Origin of the sequence: Buttiauxella cochleicola, from assembly GCF_021282405.1 — a bacterium.
In the GTDB taxonomy this organism is placed as follows: domain Bacteria; phylum Pseudomonadota; class Gammaproteobacteria; order Enterobacterales; family Enterobacteriaceae; genus Buttiauxella; species Buttiauxella massiliensis.
The window spans coordinates 450,582-472,124 of the sequence record NZ_JAJSOU010000001.1; the positions used below are offsets into that span (position 1 = coordinate 450,582).

A 21,543-nucleotide genomic window follows, 5' to 3' on the forward strand; every position below is an offset into this window, starting at 1 on the left:
CCTTACGCAATCAGTGAGTTATTGCCATTATTAGCGGCAAAGGTTGATGGTAATTCGAGAATGAAATCACCAATATTAACGCTGGTTGAGTTCACCCCGACTAAAGTAATGACATCAGCACCAACGGTAACGACGGTATTACCGTTGTTTCCTGTAATCGCGACATTGCCGTTAAAACTACCCGAAGTAATACCTAACAAACTTAAATCGAGGTAGTCCTGCCCGCCAACGGCGTTACTATCAAAACCAGTGATGCGGTCTTGTCCAAAGCTTGCGCTGAAGGCGAAGATGTCATTACCTGTGCCACCGTCCATGGTGTCATTACCCGCCTGGCCGTTGAGGATATCGTTGCCTATGCTGCCAGAAAGAACATCAGCACCTGCTCCACCAATCATCACGTCGTTGCCAATCCCACCCTGGAGGTTATCGGCACCATCGCCACCATCAAGGAAGTCATTCCCCAGCCCTCCGGTTAATTGGTCATTGCCTCCCATTCCAAACAAAAAGTCATTCCCGTTGCCGCCAGTAATGGTGTTGGCAATAGCATTCCCGGTACCGATGAAGCTGCCCTGGCCGGTAAACACCAGTTCTTCGATGTTATCGGTCAAGTCGTAGCTTGCGAGGTTGGTTCGGACAATATCTGTTCCGGCATTAAGACCTTCGATAACGATGTCGCCCGCGTTATCAACGATATAGGTATCATTTCCGGCACCGCCGGCCATGCTATCAGCTCCCAGACCACCATCGAGATCATCGTTGCCAGCATCTCCTTGCAAGATATCTTGTCCTGCTTCACCTGCCAGGCTGTCGTTGCCTGCACCACCAACCAACAAATCGTCACCCGCACGTCCAAGCAGGGTATCGTTGCCGCCTTCACCACGCAGGATGTCACTCCAGGCGGTGCCGATGAGAGTGTTACCAGCGTTAGATCCAATAATAAGATCGCCAACCGGCTGTGTAGCGGCAGATGTGAGGACAACAGGGGCGTTTCCTTCATCATCTGTGACTGTCACCACCACTTGCAGAGTCCTGCCAACCATCGCCTGAGCCGGAGTGAAGGTTGCCGCTGTGGCGCCAACAATATTCACAAACCCGGTCGCAGTGCTCATTCTCCATTGATAATTAAAGTTACCGCCGGTCAAACCGTCCGCATCAGCAATACCGGAGACAACAGCAGTAAGCGTGACGCTTTCGGTCGGTGTCAGGTCATTAATCACCGGAGCACCGGTAGTCGGTTGGTCGCGCACCATAACGGCCTGGGTTTGAGCCGAAACCAGGGTTTCAGCATCTCCCATACGGTCATTGAAACTGGCCACCACACGCAGTGGAGCACCCAAAATAGCGCCAGGGACTCTGAACTCCTCACCAACGGCCTGATCACGCCATTGGCCATTGGTAAATGCCTGCCATGTCAGCGTGATAGCTGCGTTAGCCGCAATACCGTTCCCATCCTGCAGATTCGCCAGGTTGACTCGCAGGAGGTCGCCAACTTCTGGTGTTGGGTTATCAATGGTGAGATTGCCTGTAGCCTGTTGTGCTGTTACCCACAACTGTTCACCGTTGCCAAACTCCACTTTTTCGATGTTCAGCAGGCGGTCAACGCCGTCATCAAAATTCAATGCGGCGTCGGGGGTAGCATGGTCAACCCGGAGGCTACCATCTGGCATACGGGTAAAGGCATAGTTGCTACTGACATCGCGGTACACCGCAACGTCGGTTTCAGAGCCATTACCCTCACGCAAGATCTCACGCACTATCGAGAGTTGATGCGGTTTTAAGGTGCCTGCCAGCATGTAAGATTTCAGTTCGTTCATGCTGTCTGCACTGGTGATGCCCGGCATTCCGCTGACGGCAATTCGCACGTTCAACCACGAGTCGCCATCAATAATATCGTTGCCCGCTTTACCGGTTATGCGGTCGCTGCCACCACCGCCGAGCAAAATATCACTGCCATCATCGGGGTTAACCAACACTGCATTAGGGTCCGCGGAGTGTGCAACACCGAGAATGGCCTGCAGACCGCTAATCCTGTCAGCACCTTCCTGGGTAAGATTGTTGGAGAGCGGGGTGCCCAGAACCGGTGCAGTCCCGAGAGGTTGTTCGGTGCCAACTAACACGTCGTTGTGTTTCCAGCCCGATAACCCCTCAACCAAATCGAAGCGATCCCGCAGGATAAACTCTTGTTGGTTAACGAAAATTGGAATACCGAGGTCGGAATTAGCACCATGCGGATCGCCTTTATGGATTGCCCAGTCGAAACCGGCCATGCCATTGTTGCGCTGAATTCCGGCGCCCTGAACCATGATGTCGTCGCCAGCTTCGCCATCGTAGTCCGTATCGTTACCCTGGCCGTTAAGCACATCGTGGCCAACGATCGTACTGTTGAAGAACAGCTCGGAGTTTTCACCCGTCAGTGAGTCAAACCCGTCACCACCTTCCAGCCAGTCATCGCCTTCGTTACCGAGCAGAGCATCAGCGCCGGAGCCACCCAGAACAAAGTCATTGTCCCGGCCAGCAAAGACTTCCTGGGCATCTTCGCCAACCACCACAAAATCACTGCCACTGCCGCCGAATACCAGATCGTTACCGTTACCGGAGAAGATGACATCATGACCTGCGTCGCCGTGCAGGAAGTCTGCATCGCCAACTGGCGTGCCGGTGTCGGTAATAATGTCATTACCATCACCACCGTGAACCACATCCGCTTCGTCGCCACCATCAAGGCGGTCATCGCCACCATCACCCCACAGGCTGTCGATGCCTTTACCGCCGATTAACGTATCGTTACCAGCAGAACCACCGAGCACCACATGCCCATCGCCGGTGTATTTAAGGTAAGCGCCGTCAGCTGCGCCATCGCCGTTAACATCCTGAGTGGCAGCGCGTCGTGTCAGCAAAGGCGATAAGAGATCTTTTAATGGGTTACCCCACGTTGGGTCAGCTTCTGTTTGCAGAGCCCGGTTCACTTCGAAAATATGGTCTGGAGTCTGGAATAGGTTAGCGGGCAGGTGAGATGAACCATTTTCCCCAAGGTCGCTGTTGCGCATAACCAGCGCGGAGAATGAGTTGGCTTCCAGCTCGTTGAGCATGTTCAGACCCTGAGCTCGGCTCAGATAGTAGAAGCGGTCGCCGTCTTGCAGCATTTCCATTTGCGTTTCAAAGACAAAGTTGAAGGTAGAACCCAGCATCCCACCAAACTCGTTCTTCCGCTCAGCAAGCCCACCAATCCAGAAGTCGACCATGTTCAGGCCAGACTCTTTAGTGGCCCACGCGCCGGTACTGTTGAAGAAATCCATCGCATCGGCAGGCGGTTGGGAAGTGCCATCGCCAAACAGCAGGAAGTTCACCGCATCGCGTTTGCCTTCAATGGTGGTTGCGCCAAGAATCAACTCATGTTGGCCGTAGGCGGCCATAAAGTTGATGATGGAGGCCGGGTTTTTCAGGTATGTAGTGAAGTCGGCCCAACTGGTATAAGGGCGCAGCTCACTGTTGCCGCTAAGTTCGAAGAACTGCTCACGGGCCTGGTTCAGTGTTGGCATTGCCGTATCACGGCCACGAGCAATGTTAAGAGCACCTAAATCAAGCGGTAAACCGATAAGGTTATTACGCAGCGCATCGGTAATAAATTCATCAATTTCGTTACCGACTTGCCGTGTCATACCGCGAACAATCGCGCCAATTGCTTGTTCATCGGAAACCGCACCACCGTTAATTTCATTAAAGGCGACCGGGTTCAGGAACGCTTCAATCAGACCAATGTCACCGTTTTGCATATCGATATCGGTACGCGCTACGGTTTCTGTCAGCATAGAGTGGCCAAAACGGTAAACCACGTGTGCGAACTCAGCAAAAATCAGCGGGTTAATGTCTGCCGTATTGGAGAAGACAAACGGGTCAACAGCAGGCTGTACGGTGCGGGCAAACTCTTCGAAGACCAGGTGCTGATACTGCATCTCCGTGGTGAAACGACCTGCCTGGAATAAATACTCACCATTCCAGACCAGGGTGCTGGTATCGGCTGGAAGCTCAGTTATCTGGTGCGCTGGCATCAGCCATTGGTTGATAAGATCGATATCACCGGTTGCCAGCAGGGTGGTTTTATACTCTTCCACCAGGCGGTTATGCTCGCTGTGGAAGACGGCATGCACTGCGGTTAAACCGATATTTTCGTTGCCACGTCCATCACCGGTGATGAAGTGGCGGTCGAGCAATTCGTCATCGTAGGTTCCGGCGACCTGAACGCCACCAATCACATCATCGTCATCGGCCAACAACCCTGCTTTTGGTGCAGCGGTATGAGCAATGTCGTCCAGGAAAGCATGCCCGGTGCGCAACGTTCCTGGGGGTAGGAAATCACCATTCGCTTCAACCAACCCGGAAGTGGTAACGATCTGCACTTTGCCATTTTCACTTAAGATCAAGTTGCCGTAACGGTCAGTGGCCAGCAGCGGAACATTAAACACGTCCTGATCGGTGAGTTTAATTCCAAGCATGGTTTCAGCCTGGTTTTTGACATCAGCCCAGGTTGCCAGCCCACCGTTCGCACCACCTAATAAATTGCCGGTAGGTTCAGGCTTGCCATCTATCATGACGTATTCGCGGATGAATATCTGATGTGAAGGGTGGGAGGTATAGGTTTGGTTTTGATCGATGAAGGGGGTGGTGAGGTTGACAGTTTCATGGTTAGCATCAACTTTTGCCCTGGTTAATACCATGAAGTTAGTGGGCGACCCTTCTACATATAAGGGGTCATCAGGTTGCAGCGGAATGAATACAATGCCGTTTCCCTCCTTTGGAATTAAATCCAGACCGTGGTCAAAGAACTGCCCGAATAATGTCATCCAGCCATTGAAAGCAGGGGATAAACCCACATCCGGAGACAGGTTAGGAATCGACAAGCTTCCATTTGCCGATGTGGTTCCTCCTCCAGGGGCATCTTGTAACCCGTTATGCGCTTCGACCGCAGCCGGGTTGGACGCGGTTTGGTCCGATATCAAGTTACTGATAATGCGCGGGTCGGCATCAACGACCGTGCCACCGAGTTGGGTATAACTGGTCATGGCATCTGCATCCTGCCAGTTCAACTCGGTTAGTCTTGGCATGTTTTGATCGGCTGAACCGTATAGCTCCTGACCCGGAAGAAGGTTATTCCACGAGCCATCTACGGTACGGATACCGTAGGGTAATAACGGACTGGAAACTAAATCTCGAAGTGCATCGCCATTGACACTTCCATCTGGGTTTGTCGCTGCTTCAGATATCTTTATCTGCTTGAGAATAAAAGCAAGATCGTGCAGCGTGACAGTAAAGTCATATTGTGAGGCCATAAATAATTACCCCTATCTTTACCTTGAACTAGCTATCATCACTCGTCCCGTCTTTTTCAAAAAAGGCAGGAGAATGAACCGTGTGTATTGAAATGAGTTATCGAGTTGCAATGTCGCAACCAAGGTCCTTTTTTATGTAATTAAAATATTGGCTACCTTATAAGAGTTATTCTCCCTGTGGAAATACTTAGCTGCATAAGTTTATTTCCTCGCTTGCAAAGATAATTTTAATTAAGTTACAGACAGCCTCAGCCTTTTGAATTTGCAGGTGCATTCAAGGCGGAGGGTTTTAAATATTAATGATTCATCTGGATGGCTGAGGTTTTTACCCTATATGATACATTTGTTATATTAATAACTATGGTTTTACTTTGAGTTACTTCTCTCATGCTTTTTTATGAGAAAAAATAAAAGTTGAAACAATTCTGACAAACAGTAATCACAATACGTTATTTTCTTAATGTGATGGGGGTTTGGTAGCAAGTTTTTCTTACGGGGTTAGGTGAGGGTGGGTAATATAATAGGTTGATAAGTATCATTATTAAACACTGTAACCATGACTTAGACGTTTAGCCTTTTGCCAAAAACAGTCAAATGATAAAAAATCTCATCATTAATAATGATAGGTGATATTTTCATTTCTTTACGTTTCGATTCTATGTCGGCTAAGTATTTATGCTACCACTTTTATAAAAATCATTAATATCACTATATTGATGGTGGGAGTATTTTCATTACGTAATAACGCTGTGCAATTAGCATGCTGATTTTGCTGTCATCCCGGAGTAGGGATGACAGCGTACTTTTCTATTTTCTGAAGTCGAGCATTCAAGAAATGGAAAATTGATACTATTGCTGCACGATTAAATATCATCAAAAGTATGGTCAACAACAATCTCAAGGGTTTTACGCACGATGTCGATGGTGACGACATCATCAGTGGATTCAATAGCCTCAATCAAACGCTGAATTATGGCTTTATTAGTTAAATGTCCATCAGTAGCAAGAATGCTGCGTATTACCGCTCCGAGTAATACGGCCTCATCAGCCAGCATGTCGCCAGCGTTACGAAAATATGCGGTCAAAGCTGTGTTTGGCAGGGTGGCATAAATTTCTGATTTATGAAGCGTCATCTGGGTCATTTACTTTCACCATGAGTAAGTTGAGTGTGTAGGGCAGTCAGTGTTTTTTACTGCTGCCAGGATCAGGGCTATCGTCGAATAACGGATATGCCTTGTTTTTATGTTTTATCGGGCTCTCCATGTCCCACTGCTGTTGAGCCGAAACTGAAGTACGTCGAGAAATGCCCAGGCGTTGGTGACTGATATCGGCAATGACATCCGCTATCACATTTCGCCTCTGTGCATCTCTTTCTGAGGCTTCCATTGTTTGCAGTCTTTCAATCAGGGACCGGGTACTGATGGGTCCGTTATCGTAAAGGATTGATAAAACTGCTTCTCCAATCAGTTGATCGATTTGTTGCTCTCTTTTACTTCTGCTCATAACTGCGTCTCTTCTTGCCACCTTGTTTCGTTACCGAAATGTGGCTTGAAATCAGCCATCGCTCAGGAGGTCAGCTGAAGGTTGCCAGGCTTTCTATATTGCCCGAAATAATGCTCCCGCAAGTGTTGATCTAAAAAGCCAGTAATTTGCGCTATAGGGCCGTTTGAACTTAACGGTCAAAAAGCAGGCCAATCAAAGTGTGGTAGTGACTCTCTTCTTCAGGACCTGATGCTTCTTCCACCCGACGTAACAATTTTGTGCAGATTGCTTTGCGGTTCAAACTGCGTCCGTCGCTCAGGATCTCCACCACTATTTGCCCGAGTGTTTCCTGCTGAGAAGGCAGGGCTGCTTTGGAGAAATATCGGGTGATAGCGTTAGCTGTATCGGGTACGTAGTTGTTCTGTTGCATCAGTCACTCCTGTAAATATGCAGTATTTAGTAATATGTACAAATAAAGTTATACAATGATTAAAAAGTTGTACATAAAAAAGTGTAAGGATTTTTCTTAAAAGCTTAAGCATTAAATGCTATACATTTAATTTCAATTAGTTAGCGTGATAAGTAGTTTGGGTCTGCAACGTTTACTGTATAGGTTAAGCATTTCATGGCCTCCGCAATGACCAAAAACATGCGAGTTCATGCGTACACATGTTCATTTATTGTTAATAAGTTATTAATTTTAATGTATTTTAAATGGGTGGTTTGGCAAGTCATCTGCTACTGTAAATGCCTAAACAGCTTTCTATTGGACACAGCATGCTTACAACCATCATTTACCGCAGTCATATCTGTAAAAACTTACCGTTTCAATCTGTTACAGATATGGTTGCCGCTGCAAATGTTAAAAATGACCAGGCCGACGTGACTGGCATACTGCTGTTCAACGGCACGCATTTCTTTCAGATGATTGAAGGCCCGGAAGAGAGCGTTTTAAGTATTTACCAACATATTTGCCAGGATAATCGCCACTACAACATTGTTGAGTTGCTTTGTGATTACGCTCCCGCACGGCGATTTGGAAAAACCGGTATGGAACTCTTTGATTTAAGAGAGTACGACAGGGATGAAGTGCTACAGGCTGTACTGGATAAAGGGACTTCGAAGTACCAGCTATTCTACAACGATCGCGCGCTTAAGTTTTTGCGTACATTTGTTGAAGCCACTGAAAAAGAAAACTATTTTGAAATTCCGCCAGCGGACTCCTGGGTGTTTATCCCCGACAAAAAAGGGGGTCATACCGAAGCTGTTATTGCTGATAACACGGCAGATTGTAGTTTCGCTTTCCAGCCTATGGTTGACCCGTTTGCTCAGAAAATCTTGTCCATTGAAGCTTTGCTACGCACCCCGAGCGGAGATTCCACAGCCACCTATTTTGCAGGATTAAGCGGTAATGCACTTTACGAAGCGGATCTCAATAGCAAAAAAGTCGCCTTTGCGATGGCGAGTGCGCTCAAACTTGGCGAGCAGTCTGTTTCGGTTAATTTGTTGCCAATGACGCTGGTGATGATTCCTGATGCGGTTGAATTCTTGTTAAAAGAAATTAAGACAAATGGACTTGTTCCAGAGCAAGTAACCGTAGAGTTTACTGAGAGCGAGGTGATATCGCGCATTGACGAGTTCACCGATGGAATCAGACAACTCAAAGCAGCAGGGATTAGCGTAGCAATAGATCACTTTGGCGCCGGATTTGGTGGGCTTTTGTTGCTGTCACAGTTTCAGCCAGACAGAATTAAAATTAACCGCGCGCTGATTAAAGATGTCCATAAAAGTGGCCCACGGCAGGCAATTATCCAGGCCATTATCAAATGCTGCGCATCGCTTGAGATATCCATTTCGGCGGTTGGAGTGGAGAAGGCTGAGGAGTGGATGTGGCTGGAATCAGCCGGAATCTCGCATTTTCAGGGCAACTTGTTTGCCTGTGCCCAACTCAGTGGCATATCTGCCGTAGCCTGGCCTGAAAGGAAAGCAGATCTCTAATTCAGGTTGTACAATGTAAAAAAGGTTGTACAACCAGCACGGAGTCGTTAGTTTCAACATGGACGTTTTAAGCTCACAACGAGGGATTAATGACCTTATACAGTATCGGTGAAGTTGCCGAACGATGCGCAATCAACCCTGTCACGCTGCGTGCGTGGCAACGCCGTTATGGATTATTCAAGCCGCAACGCAGTGAAGGCGGACACCGCCAGTTTGATGACGAAGATATCCTGCGCATTGAAGAGATTAAACGCCTGATAAAAAGTGGTGTGTCCGTAGGGAAGGTTAAAGCACTGCTTGAAGCGAGTCAGGAGATGACTCATGACCATGAGGCATGGCGCTCACAGCAGGAAGAAGTGATGACTGTACTGCGCCTTGTACAACCCGCAAAACTCCGCACAAAAATTGCAGATTTAGGTCAAGTATTTGCTGTTGATACCCTCATAGACCATGTTTTTATCCCGGTACGTCAGTGTCTTAGCCTTGATAAAAATACCGCAAGGGCAATGATTAGCCTTCTTGATGGATTGCTGATTGAGTACGTAATCCAGCGTCTCGCTGACTCTAGAAGCAAAGAAGGTAAGGACACATTACTGATCGGCTGGGAAAGCGAGGACAGAACCCGTCTTTGGCTCGAGGCCTGGCGTCTTTCACAGCATGGCTGGCGTCCTGATGTGCTGGCCGATCCTCTGGATTCACCTCGACCGGAACTATTTCCAGGCCAGCATATTTATGTCTGGACAGGGAAGGTACTAACTTTGCGTCAACAGGAACAACTGGAACACTGGCAGAAGCAAGGCTTCGCCATTAAGTTTCATTCAGGCCAGTAACCAAATCGTGAGCTATAACCCTGAATAAAAATGCAGAACGTGGTTAATAGATAGCTTCGCCCGAGTTCAGGCTTAGCTAACAGGACGCAATATGGAAAATTACGCGAACAAAAGCGGTGATTCACAAGTTGTCAGTTTCCAGATTGATACCAACTCGATCAAAGTCCGTTTTAAAAATAATCACGTGTATCTCTACGATCTTCGCCATCCAGGACCTGAACATCTGGAAAAGATGAAAGAGTTGGCTCGAGCTGGATGGGGCCTGAATACTTATATAGAAAGCGAAGTAAAATCCGATTACTCATCAAAAGTGTTTTAGCACGCAATACGGAACTGTGGATGGCTGCCAGTCAGCTATTTCAGTTCCGTTTTGTTTCCTGGTTTCAACCAAGGGCAATCGCATGCGAATCTGGTAAAGGGTGAGGTGAGTTAGCCTGGTGAGTTCTGAGATGGTATCGGGTTTATATCCTGATATGCAATTTAACATAATATACATTATGCGCACCAAGATAAGGTAAGGCACAATCCAACGGTTTCGTGGTTGGTCTTATCTTGCATAACATGTTCGTTCATCTGTCGCTTGGTGCGCATAACGGCTGAAATGTCTTGCGGCCTTTTATCTGAACTTCGGGTCGTCCTGTTGTTTTTCTTTGGGACCTGATTTAAATGAAACGATTGATACTGGCTTTGACTACAACCGCATGCCTGATTGTTCCTGCACTGGCGATGGCTGACAACATTGTCTGTCATGATGGCTGGAGCATAGAACGAAATGTTACCGGAAGTGCTGACAGCGGATTTCTGATGCACAGCGTTAATACAGGTAATGCAATCCATACAGTAAGGGCTTCACCCTCTTAAAATCGCATACAGAAAGCCACAGGTCACAAATTACCCACTCACAACGCGGTAGTATAAAAAGACAGCGACTGCATATGCCCAACTCAACAGCCATGAATCAGTAACAAACCCCCTTTTCTGCCCTGTTTATGCCGCACAGGACGCCCGTAGCAGGCAGCAACTGGCTGACCTGATGCATAGCGCACTGGCTCTGTGACAGCCCTGAGAGGCTTCCGCTGAACGGTAACACCCACTGGCACATTGTATTGTCTGAAAGATTTTTTATTATATTTTTTGAATGTATTACATGAATATAATCCCACGCATTCCCCGCAGTGTTTGCCTGAAAGATGGTGAAAACGAAAAAGAGGACCCGCCCGCTTCTTTTTCCCCTCACCTTTTTCATTCTCAACATGCAGGAGATTTTATTGTGGACAGTTATAAAAGAAAGATTCGTAATAATCGTTATCATGAGAACTACATACATGATGTTCTCTATCCCGGAGCAGTATTCCAGACGAAGAAAGACGGAGAATGCACTGTTCTGGGTCGTTCTGAAGATAAGAGCCGGCGTGGTTATTACATTATTCAGTTTAATAACAGCAATATCATTAAGGAAGCCTATGGTGCACATATAAAATCAGGCTCTGTATCAGATGAGACCTTTCCTGCCACAGAAGAAGAACGACAGCAGTTATTAATGAAGCCACGTTATTTTGATGTGGGTTATATTGGTAATGGGAAGCACTCAACCATTCAAAATGCTGCAACCAATCAACGAACAAGGTCATTCATTCTCTGGCATAACATGCTGGCAAGATGTTATATGACATGCAAAGGAAAACCCTATTTCAAAGGCTATAAAGGAGTGATTGTTTGTGAAAGATGGCACAACTTTCAGAACTTTTGCAATGACCTTCCTGCACTTCACGGTTATAACAAATGGAAGAACAATCCCGGTGAATATGAACTGGATAAAGATTTCTCTCATCGTCGCATTTATTCTCCGGATACCGTTGCTTTTATCAGTGTCACTGAGAATGCAAAAGAAGCAGGTTTACGACGTGCTGCAATGAAAATTACACGGGAGCAATATCATTCAATAAACAGAAGGCGTGAAGAAATACTTTTTGATGCCGAAGAGGAACTTAATAAGAACAAAGTCGCTTATGAAATTATACTTTCCGGAAATATGAAAATAATCATATCCGAAACACCCTACGGAACAGTGGCATTCTGGCCATTAACGTGCAGGATTCAACGAAACAGCTACATGACAGAAGGAGATGCATCCGTTTATGTTCGTTATCTGAACTGGCTTAAGCAGCAATGGGAAAGCAGAAATTACTGCATAAACTGCATTGCTGTAAGTTAGTGAAATATCATAAGATAGTCATAAAATAACAAGTGCAAATGCTGCGCTTATTCGATGTTTAAATATAAACAATTATGGATGAATCTGTAATTCAGATGTTGCCGCAATGTTTATCATGCCAGTAAATTCATGCTGCCTGATAATTCAGAGCTTAAGGCTAAATGTCAGCACTTCGTGCAGCCATTCAACATGTTCAACACATTATGCGCACCAATATAAGATAAGGCGCAATCCAGCGGTTTCGTGGTTGGTCTATTGCATAACATGTTCGTTCATCTGTCGCCTGGTGCGCATAACGGCTGAAATGTCTTGCGGCCTTTTATCTGAACTTCGGGTCGTCCTGTTGTTTTTCTTTGGGACCTGATTTAAATGAAACGACTGATACTGACCCTGGCTGCAACTACAGACCGTTACTGAACTTGTAATGGCTGACAACATCGTCTGTCATGATAACTGGAGCATTGAACGAAATGTTACCGGAAGTGCTGACAGCGGATTTCTGAGTTACGTAAAATATGCGGGCGCAATAAAACTGCTCCATCACGGCAAACTGATTTCTCAGAAACGCATCCAGGATATCCAACAGCATGTTTATCAAACTCGTGGCAGCCCGCTTATTAATTATGAATTTAATGTTCATCGCCAACTTGAGATTGGCGATGAACTTGAAACTATATTCACATGGCGAGAACCAAGGGGATCCTCAAAACCCATCAATCTTCAATATGATAAGTTTCTATATTTGATTGAGTATCCGCTGCGCTATCGGTAAATATGTGGATATATGGCATTACTCAGATGACCGTAAGGAAATCAAATTTCATGGAGTATCACTTCCCTACTCCACCTATGACCCTCTTTCAGAAAGTGACCAGAGAGCAGTCGCTAGTACCGGTCATAAATCTCATTACAACTGGAATACCCCTTCGATGGTCATACGTGCGTAACCATGCAATTCCACACGCCCGTCATCACGAACCGCACAGCGCAACGATCCCTTACGCTTCCCGCCTTGCTGAGCGGTCAGTACATTTTTTCCCGTACGTGCCGCCCAGAAAGGAGCGAGGAAAGTGTGTGCCGAACCCGTTACCGGATCTTCGTTAACACCGACCTGCGGGCCGAACCAGCGAGACACAAAATCAAACTGGTTATCAGCGGCGGTTACGATCACACCACGGGTATCGAATTCTGCCAGTCTATTAAAGTCCGGGTTGAGCCCTTCGATGATAGTTTTGTCATCTACCAGCACAATGAGATCATCTGATTTCCACACTCCGATAACGCCGTCTTTAATGCCAAGCGCTTCCAGCAGTCCGTCAGGGGTATCAATTTCAGTGGCCGATTTAGCCGGGAAGTCCATGCAGAGCTCATCCCCCTTCTTACTCACCGTCAATACGCCGCTACGGGTGTGGAAACGAATAGTCTCTTTTTCGTAGCCAAGTTTGTTGAACAGTACCCACGACGCCGCCAGTGTGGCATGGCCACACAAATCTACCTCGACCGCAGGCGTACACCAGCGAAGTTGGTAGCCATCCTCCACTGCCACAAAAAAAGCGGTCTCAGAAAGGTTATTCTCCGTGGCGATCGCTTGCAGAACATCGTCGGAAAGCCACTCGGTTAACGGGCAAACACCCGCAGGATTACCCCCAAAACGTTGAGAGGTGAAGGCATCAATCTGATAAAAAGGAATTACTGTTGTGTCAGGCTTTGTCATTTAATTTATCCAGATAGTTATAAATGGTATACCGGGTAACGCCCAGAGCTTTTGCTACATGATTAACGCTGCCTTTAATCTTGAAAAAACCCTGTGCATATAATTCAGAAATGACCCGCTTCCTGAAATCGATTTTACTTTCTGAACCTGTTGGCCTGAATTTTGAAATAACGTCATCCAGGGATTTATCCCGAATCTCTCGCAGCGGATTGTCAGGCGTTTCGGTCATTGCGGCCGGGTGAAGCAGATAGTCCAGATCGCGTTTGAGTTTTAACACCACGTCCATATCGACGTTAATACAGAAGGCTACTAACGGTACGCCATCTTCACTGTAATAAATCGTCGATGCGCTGTTCAACGTTGTGCCCGACAGAGTAGTAGTCATGTATCCACTGAAAACCTGACTTGGAACACGCTGCGAAGCATTAAGTAAGCCTAAGAATCCTGTGTCATCTTCGGGGCCTGACAATAACGCATCTCCTACTTTCCTGCCGCTGACGTGCCCATTAACGATGTTTACCACGGACGATTCAGGGCGGGTAAGATCATGCAGCACCGCTTCGGTGTTCAACGGAAGCGTGCTTCTTAGTGCTTCAAGAGAAGCCGTCAGAATAGTGATTAAGCGTTCGCGTTCGTCTCTCATTTTAATCTCTCCATCAGGCTACGGCCTGGACTTCTATTTCGACGTCCAAATCGAAAGCAAGGCGGCTGGTGACGACGCTCCTTGCGGGGAAACCCTGCGGAAAGAACGTACTGTATGCGGCGTTGAATTCGCTGAAGTGATCCATGCTACTTAACCAAACCTGGACCTTCACAATATTTTCCAGCGTCGTTTGCGCTCGCGCCAGGGTTTCTCTGATGGAGTGCAAGATATGCCCGGTCTGTTGGGTGACAGTTCCATACAGCGGCTCACCTTCGGGGCTCATGGCGACATGGCCTGAAAGAAAAATAAACCCGTTCACCTGCACGGCATCTGAAAAGGGAAAAGGCTTGGTAGTGGGATAGCGTACAATAGACATGCTTCAGATGAGCCCTATAGGAAGTTTAGTGGCACGGTAGCATGACTTTATTTAAAATTAAACAAAATTTGTTTTTTAAACAATTGTTGAATTTGCTGGCGTCACTAATATATCAATCACTCGGCAAAACCGGTCACGCTATTGATACGGCAACTCACCTCTTTTCGATATCTTTGATTGCATATGAAATCCACCGCCCGGTTAAGGGCGGCGGTAATCAATTACTGAGAGTAATGCTCTGGTTTGGCAATCAAGTGGTCCAGCGAGTAGCTTGTTGAGCCATGCGAGTCATGAGAAATCTGGATATGTGGTGCATCAACGATAGGTGCCACCGTTGGCGAGTGCACCACATGATTGCCAGCATCCCCTTTTTCGTGACCTTCGCCGCCCTTGATATACTGAGTAATATCATTAACTTCATGCAGCTCATGAGCGAGATCACTCAAATCCACTTTCCCATGATCGCCACTCTCTTTAATGCCATAGATATGATGACCTTCATCGCCATGATGCCCTTTCGCATCATGATGCAGATTAAAGAAAAGGGACTCATTGCTATCAGCAAATAGATTGCTTAAGCCATGCTCGTGTGAACCATGGTGGTGCGGCTTATCATCTGCCACATCTTGTTGAGGGTGTTGCGTACTGTAATGGTGTTCATTGACCACGGTAGTGACTTTATCGCCATCATGAACATCACTCGCGACCTGACCGGTAAGCGGAGCATGTGCCGGGTTGTGACCATTAGTGTCTTGATGCGGTGCGACTGGATCGATAGTGACCGATACACCAACTCGTGTGTCGACTGCGAAGTGATGGTTTTCGGTGATCGTCGTGTGGTTATTCGCCGCGTCGGTAACGCCCATAGTGACTTTCACGGTGTTATCACCTTCGTGTAACCAGTCTTTATCGACAGGAACGTGGTAACCCAGATGGCCGTTAATCATCTCGACTTTCGCATCGACGAAATGACCGTTAACATCAAGCCTGACCTCATCGCCTACTTTTGCATCACCGCCCACTTTACCGTCAACGAATAGATGTTGTGACTCTTGCCCGTTAACGACATTGTCTCCGGCAATTGGGGCAATAGTCATCGTCGCGTCGGCATGGGTATCAAGTACCACATTCTGATGCCCATCAACCGTCACAGTATTACCGGCATCATCCGATGATTTCACGCTCACGTGCACATCGTTATTGCCTTCGTTCAGCCAGCCTTTATCGATACGCGCGTCATAACCCAGATGCCCGTCAACCATCTCCACTTTTGCATGAACGGTGTGGCCATTCACATCAAGCGTTACGTCATCACCGAGTTTGGCATCGCCCCCTACTTCACCTTTAACGAAAATATGCCCGGACTCTTTCGCGTTAACGGTATTGTCGCCAGCCACATTGTCAATTGTGATCGACGCATGAATCTGGGTATCGACGGTGAAGTGGTGGGTATCTGTAGATGTTGCGGGGTTACCTGCCGCATCCTGTCCCGTTACGGTGACATTGACCGTGTTATCACCTTCATGTAGCACGCTGTTATCAACCGGAATGTCGTAGGTCAGAGTACCGTTATGATCGACAACCTTGCCATGATAGATGTGGCCATTAATAGTGAGCGTGACATCATCCCCGGCATGTACATCGCCGTCTACCGTGCCGGTTATTGAGGTGGTGGAATTGCTTGCTTCTGCCATATTCACTTTATCGTCACCGGCAATGGTGCCAATGTGAATATGGTTTTCCGCTACCTGATCGATGGTGATGGTATTGCTTTCAGTGATTGTCAGGGTATTACCATATTGGTCAACACCCGTTACCGTATAAGTGATGTTCGGGTCCGCAAGTAGATCTGAGGTATTGGCATCAACGCTAAAGGTAAAAGTGCCGTCTGGCTGTTGATGTAGAATGCCAAGAAGATCGTTACCGTTAACGTGGACAATAACTTTGTCACCGTCATGTACATCGCCTGTGACTGTCCCGCTAATCGTCGTCTTCGTGTTGTGGCTTTCAGCCATATTCAGCACGTTATCGCCAGACACATTATTGAAATGCAAGGTCACGTCCGCATGATCATCAATGGTCAGTGTTTTATCACTATCAGCGGTAAATGTATTACCTGCCGCATCGGTGCCAGTCACCTGCACATGAATGTGAGGGTCTTGTTGCAGATCATTGGTATTAACATCGGCGACGTATCCCAGCACGCCATTCATATTAGGCAGTGCTTCTACATGCGCGATGTATTGGTGACCGTTAACCGTGATAATCACTTCATCACCAATCTTCGCATCTCCGCCCACCACGCCATTCACCTTAGTGGTTGCTGATTGCAGATCCTGATGGCTAAGAACATCGTCACCCGATACCGTATTGATATCGATGGTTCCTGATGCGGTGGTATCAACGGTCACATGGTCAGTTGCCGTTTTAGTGATTGTGTTACCCGCATCATCATATCCGGTAACTTGAGCAGTAATTTTTCCGCCCTGCTCCAGATCGCTGGTTAAAACATCGACGCTGTAGTTATCGTTTTTATCAACAACTGCGTCATATTCATGGCCGTTGACCGTCACTTTGACATGGTCACCTGGATGTACATCCCCGCTCACCTTACCGGTGATTTCGGTATGGTCTTGCTGAGTATCGACCAGGTTCAGAACATTATTATGCCCAACAGGATCGATGGTGACAGTCGCATCAACGTTGGTGTCCACCGCAACGGTTTGATGGTCGGTGACGGTAATCGAATTTCCTTCACCATCATGCCCTGTCACGCTGGCGGTAATATTGGGATCCTGAAGAAGATCGTCAGTACTCACATCGGTACTAAAACTCAATAGTCCTGTCTTAGGATCTCTGAATACCTGCGTTGTCACCTCATGACCATTGATGATTAAAGTGACGTTGTCACCGACATTCACATCCCCCGTTACGGTGCCGCTAACGTTGGTCGTCCCATTGTGGGATTCGGCAATATTAATCGTGCCATCGCCAGCCACCGTATTGATGTGGATCGTGGCGTTGACGTCGGTATCAACCGATATCGTTTTATCTGCGGAGGCGATAACACTACTGTCATCATGTGCCGCTACGGTCGCGATGATATCGGGGTTATTGAGCAGATCATTAGTATCCACATCAATGGCATAGCCATATTCGCCCGGCAGGTTCGGCAGTTCAAATACGTGGCCGGTGTAGGTATGGTTGCCAATGTGGAGCGTCACATCGTCGCCAACATTAACATCGCCAGAAACCGTACCCCGAACTATCGTATGGTCGGCCTGAGATTCCTGCTGGTTAATCACATCGTTGCCCGCAACGGGGCTAATAGTGATTTCTACATGCGGATGTGGAGGCGTTGTACCACCGCCGCCGCCCGGTTGTGTCGGGTCACCCGGCAAATGAATATGAATATGGTCGACAGAAGTATTGGTATTCCCAAACGGGTCGGTTTCAGTGATTGATAACGTGATATCCGGATGTGCGTGTGCATCCCCGGTCCCCACGTTGAAAAGATATCCCAGTCCGCTACCATCGGGTAATTCCACCACATTAGTGGTGAACTGATGCCCGGCAAAAGTATAGGTAATCGGATCGCCTACGTGGACATCGTTACCGCTGACATGCCCGGTGACGGTGTAGAAATCAGAACCATGCGGTGTTGAACTCCCCTGGTCAAGATGAACATCTGCGCGCGTATCAACACCCACGCCACGCTCACTGGTCGCAATGATAGTGTTTCCTGCCGCATCATGGCCGTTTACCGAGGCGGTAATGAGAGGATTTTTTTGAGAAAGCAGATCGTCGGTGCTGACATCAATGCTGTAGTTTAAGTTCTTATCGAGCGTGCCGTAGTAGTGCTGCCCGTTGATATCAAGATCAACCACATCTCCAGGATTCACATCACCTGTCGCGTGACCAGTAATTGTGGTTTTTGGGTCGTGGGCTTCATGATTATTAATAACATTATCATCGGTGACAGGGTCAATGGTGATGGTGGCATGCGCAGCGTCATCATGTGAAACATCGTGTGTCGTTCCAACCGTAATCGTGTTCCCTGCCGCATCTTTCCCATCGACAGTTGCAGTGATATGCGGATCAGCCAGCAGTCCTGCGGTACTTACGCCTACTGAGTAACCGAGTCCACCGTTGAGATACCCTTGCGGCCCGACCACGGCATCGTACTCAACGCCATTAACAAACACATGAACGATATCACCCGCGTGCACATCACCGCTGACTCTACCGTTAATCGTGGTGGTGCCTGACTGCTGTTCTTTACCATTGAGAACATCATCACCTGTTACCTTATTAATGGTGATGGTTGCTGTCGCATGATCGTCAATGCCTACAGAATGATCGGCAGTCGCAACAGTATGGTTTTGCGCGGCATCAGTGACGTCAATGCTGGCGTGAATATGAGGGTCGGCCTGAATATCTGCCGTATCTACTGGGATGCGGTAGCCAAAAATCGGATTACCGTTGCTATCAACACCTTCATTTTCGACAAAGCCATGATAGGTGTGGCCATTCACCGTCAACGTTACCGGGTCGCCCACATGCATTTCACCAGTCACTTTACCCGTCACCAGGGTGAAATGATTGTGCAGTTCCATGTCGTTAAGCGTGTTATCCGAGGTCACCGGATCAACGGTGATATTGGCATCAACCTGAGTATCAACAATAATATGTTGCGTAGCGCTCACGATAACCACGTTATTTGCATCATCGGTACCAGCGACGGTGACTTTAATATCGGGGTCTGACATCAGATCAAATGTACTGACCTGGAAACTGTATTCCAGAGCACCTGTAACTGGATCTCTGAATACATGGGTCGTCATATCAATACCGTTGATATCAAGATGAACCAGGTCGCCAACCTTGACATCGCCACCAACGGTACCCGTGATCGTTGTTGTGCCATTATGTGACTCAACGCCGTTGATCATATTGTCACCAGTCACCGGATTGATGGTAATGGTCGCGTCAGCATGCAAATCAATGCGTACGTTTTCCGTCCCTGGAGTAAGCACCACGTTACCCGCATCATCATGACCACCGATGTATGCCGTTGGATGCGGGTCGGCGAGCAGGTCGCCAGTGGGAACATCAATGCTGTAGCCTAACGCCCCATTTTGATGCGGCAGCTCTTCCACCGTCCCCTCATAGGCATGCCCGTTAACGATAATGATCACTTTATCGCCGATATGCACATCGCCGTTCACCGTGCCGGTAACCTTGATGTGGTCCTGCTGAGATTCTGAATAATTGATGATGCCATCGCCGGTAATCGGATCAATGGTGATACCCGCTGCCGCATGATTATCAATATGAACGGTGTGGTCAGTTTGCACGGTGACTTCGTTACCTGCGGCATCATAAGAGGTGACGGTGGCAATGATTTTGACGTTACCGTCCAGCTCTTTCAGGTTGTCACCGAATGCTGAAGAATCTACCGGGATTTGATAACCAAGATGGCCGTTACCTAAATCGACCACTTTGCCGGTGTAAATATGGCCGTTAATATCAAGGACGACCTTATCGCCTACTTTCGCATCGCCGCCGACATCGCCCGTCACCAGTTGCTTAGGCGTGTTCAGCTCATCGTAATTCAGTGTCGGGCCAGCGCTAAGATCGTGAATATTGATAGAGGCATCGGCATGAGTGTCGAGCGTGACGTGGGTATGTTGGGTCGCCACTGCAACATTCCCTGCAACGTCAAAGCTGGTCACTGTCACCGAGACATCATTGTCGCCCTCATGCAGAATGCCCGGCGGGACGGGCACCTCGTAGTGCAAATGACCGTCAGCACCCGCCACCACCACGCCGTCATAATTATGGCCATCGATAGTGACCACGACTTTGTCGCCCGCTTTTGCATCTTTCCCGTTAACATCACCGGTAATCATGGTGTCATGCTGCGATTCACCATGGTTAACCACGTTATCGCCCGCCACCGTATTGATGTTCAGTCCGTTGTAAGCATGGTTATCGACATGAATAGTGTGATCGGTGCTCGAAATGGCTTCGTTGCCAGCGGCATCATGAGAGATGACAGTCACCGTAACGGAAACATCTTTATGCAGAATGGTGTTGTTATCACCGAATTCTGATGAAGGAACCGGGATCTTATAGCCCAGCTTGCCGTTACCCATATCGACAACGTGGCCCACATAATAGTGACCGTTAATCTCCAATGTGACTTCATCACCGAGTTGCGCATCACCGCCGACAAAACCGGTAATAGTCTGATTATGTTGGCTCAACTCACTGTGGTTCAGGGTGTTGTCCTCGGTGACGTCATTCACAGTGACGGAAGTGTTAGCTTGGGTATCAACCGTCACTGTCTGGTTGGCGATGGCAATCGCTTCGTTGCCCGCCGCATCAAAGCTGGTGACGGTCACCTTCACATCATTGCTGCCTTCGTGCAGCGCGCCGTCCGGTAGCGGCACTTCGTAATGCAGCTTGCCGTCAGAACCCTTCACCACCACGCCGTCATAGTCATGACCGTTGACGCTGACCACCACATGGTCGCCCGCTTTCGCATCGCCGCCCACATCGCCGCTGATAAAGGTCGGCATATGGGATTCATGGGCGTTCACTGTGTTATCGCCCGCCACCGGGGTAATGGTCAGGGTGTCACTGGCTTCGGTGTCCACCACCACGTTCTGGGTGGCGGTGGCAATCGCTTCGTTGCCCGCCGCATCAAAACTGGTGACGGTCACTTTGACATCATTGCTGCCTTCGTGCAGTGCGCCGTCCGGCAGCGGGACTTCGTAATGCAGCTTGCCGTCTGATCCCACCACCACAATACCGTCGTAGTTCTGACCGTTGACGCTGACCACCACATGGTCGCCCGCTTTCGCATCGCCACCCACATCGCCGCTGATAAAGGTCGGCATATGGGATTCATGGGCGTTCACTGTGTTATCGCCCGCCACCGGCGCAATGGTCA

13 protein-coding genes are annotated in these 21,543 nt (G+C 48.1%); 5 read left to right on the plus strand and 8 right to left on the minus strand.

The window, feature by feature from the left end:
* Positions 1-2 precede the first annotated feature (2 nt).
* From LVQ79_RS02110 to ycgZ, 4 genes are all read right to left on the minus strand, one after another.
* Positions 3-5,327: a peroxidase family protein gene (locus tag LVQ79_RS02110; RefSeq protein WP_232863734.1), complete on the minus strand. Its 5,325-nt coding sequence runs from the start codon at positions 5,325-5,327 to the stop codon at positions 3-5.
* Positions 5,328-6,190: 863 nt separating this feature from the next.
* Complete coding sequence (locus LVQ79_RS02115) at positions 6,191-6,469, minus strand: biofilm development regulator YmgB/AriR family protein (protein ID WP_034455564.1); 279 nt, start codon at positions 6,467-6,469, stop codon at positions 6,191-6,193.
* A 37-nt stretch (positions 6,470-6,506) separates the two neighbouring features.
* On the minus strand, positions 6,507-6,830 hold the full coding sequence (locus LVQ79_RS02120) for a hypothetical protein (protein WP_232863735.1): 324 nt from the start codon (positions 6,828-6,830) through the stop codon (positions 6,507-6,509).
* Positions 6,831-6,999: 169 nt separating this feature from the next.
* On the minus strand, positions 7,000-7,239 hold the full coding sequence (gene ycgZ / locus LVQ79_RS02125; protein WP_064518920.1) for a regulatory protein YcgZ: 240 nt from the start codon (positions 7,237-7,239) through the stop codon (positions 7,000-7,002).
* Between the two features lie 347 nt (positions 7,240-7,586).
* Here ycgZ and LVQ79_RS02130 point away from each other — a divergent pair, with 347 nt between their 5' ends.
* The 5 genes from LVQ79_RS02130 to LVQ79_RS02150 all read left to right on the plus strand — a co-directional run bounded on the left by LVQ79_RS02130 (position 7,587) and on the right by LVQ79_RS02150 (position 12,624).
* A complete protein-coding gene (locus LVQ79_RS02130) occupies positions 7,587-8,807 on the plus strand; it encodes a diguanylate phosphodiesterase (RefSeq protein ID WP_232863736.1) in 1,221 nt (406 codons plus the stop codon).
* An 89-nt stretch (positions 8,808-8,896) separates the two neighbouring features.
* Positions 8,897-9,637 carry a MerR family transcriptional regulator gene (locus LVQ79_RS02135; RefSeq protein ID WP_232863737.1) on the plus strand — a complete coding sequence of 247 codons (741 nt, stop codon included), beginning with the start codon at positions 8,897-8,899 and terminating at the stop codon, positions 9,635-9,637.
* Between the two features lie 91 nt (positions 9,638-9,728).
* Positions 9,729-9,956 carry a hypothetical protein gene (locus LVQ79_RS02140; RefSeq protein WP_064518918.1) on the plus strand — a complete coding sequence of 76 codons (228 nt, stop codon included), beginning with the start codon at positions 9,729-9,731 and terminating at the stop codon, positions 9,954-9,956.
* A gap of 828 nt (positions 9,957-10,784) precedes the next feature.
* Positions 10,785-11,852, plus strand: a complete 1,068-nt coding sequence (locus LVQ79_RS02145) for a hypothetical protein (protein WP_232863738.1) — start codon at positions 10,785-10,787, stop codon at positions 11,850-11,852.
* 424 nt (positions 11,853-12,276) lie between these two features.
* Positions 12,277-12,624 (plus strand): hypothetical protein, encoded by a 348-nt coding sequence (locus LVQ79_RS02150; protein WP_232863739.1) that lies wholly within the window; start codon positions 12,277-12,279, stop codon positions 12,622-12,624.
* 135 nt (positions 12,625-12,759) lie between these two features.
* Here LVQ79_RS02150 and LVQ79_RS02155 read toward each other — a convergent pair whose 3' ends face one another.
* From LVQ79_RS02155 to LVQ79_RS02170, 4 genes are all read right to left on the minus strand, one after another.
* A complete protein-coding gene (locus tag LVQ79_RS02155) occupies positions 12,760-13,566 on the minus strand; it encodes a PhzF family phenazine biosynthesis protein (RefSeq protein ID WP_232863740.1) in 807 nt (268 codons plus the stop codon).
* Positions 13,553-14,209 (minus strand): helix-turn-helix transcriptional regulator, encoded by a 657-nt coding sequence (locus tag LVQ79_RS02160; RefSeq protein WP_232863741.1) that lies wholly within the window; start codon positions 14,207-14,209, stop codon positions 13,553-13,555. The genes LVQ79_RS02155 and LVQ79_RS02160 overlap by 14 nt, the downstream gene beginning before the upstream one ends.
* Positions 14,210-14,222: 13 nt before the next feature.
* Positions 14,223-14,585, minus strand: coding sequence for a RidA family protein (locus LVQ79_RS02165; protein WP_232863742.1), 363 nt, complete (start codon positions 14,583-14,585; stop codon positions 14,223-14,225).
* 221 nt (positions 14,586-14,806) lie between these two features.
* Positions 14,807-21,529: an Ig-like domain-containing protein gene (locus LVQ79_RS02170; RefSeq protein ID WP_370639817.1), complete on the minus strand. Its 6,723-nt coding sequence runs from the start codon at positions 21,527-21,529 to the stop codon at positions 14,807-14,809.
* Positions 21,530-21,543 lie beyond the last annotated feature (14 nt).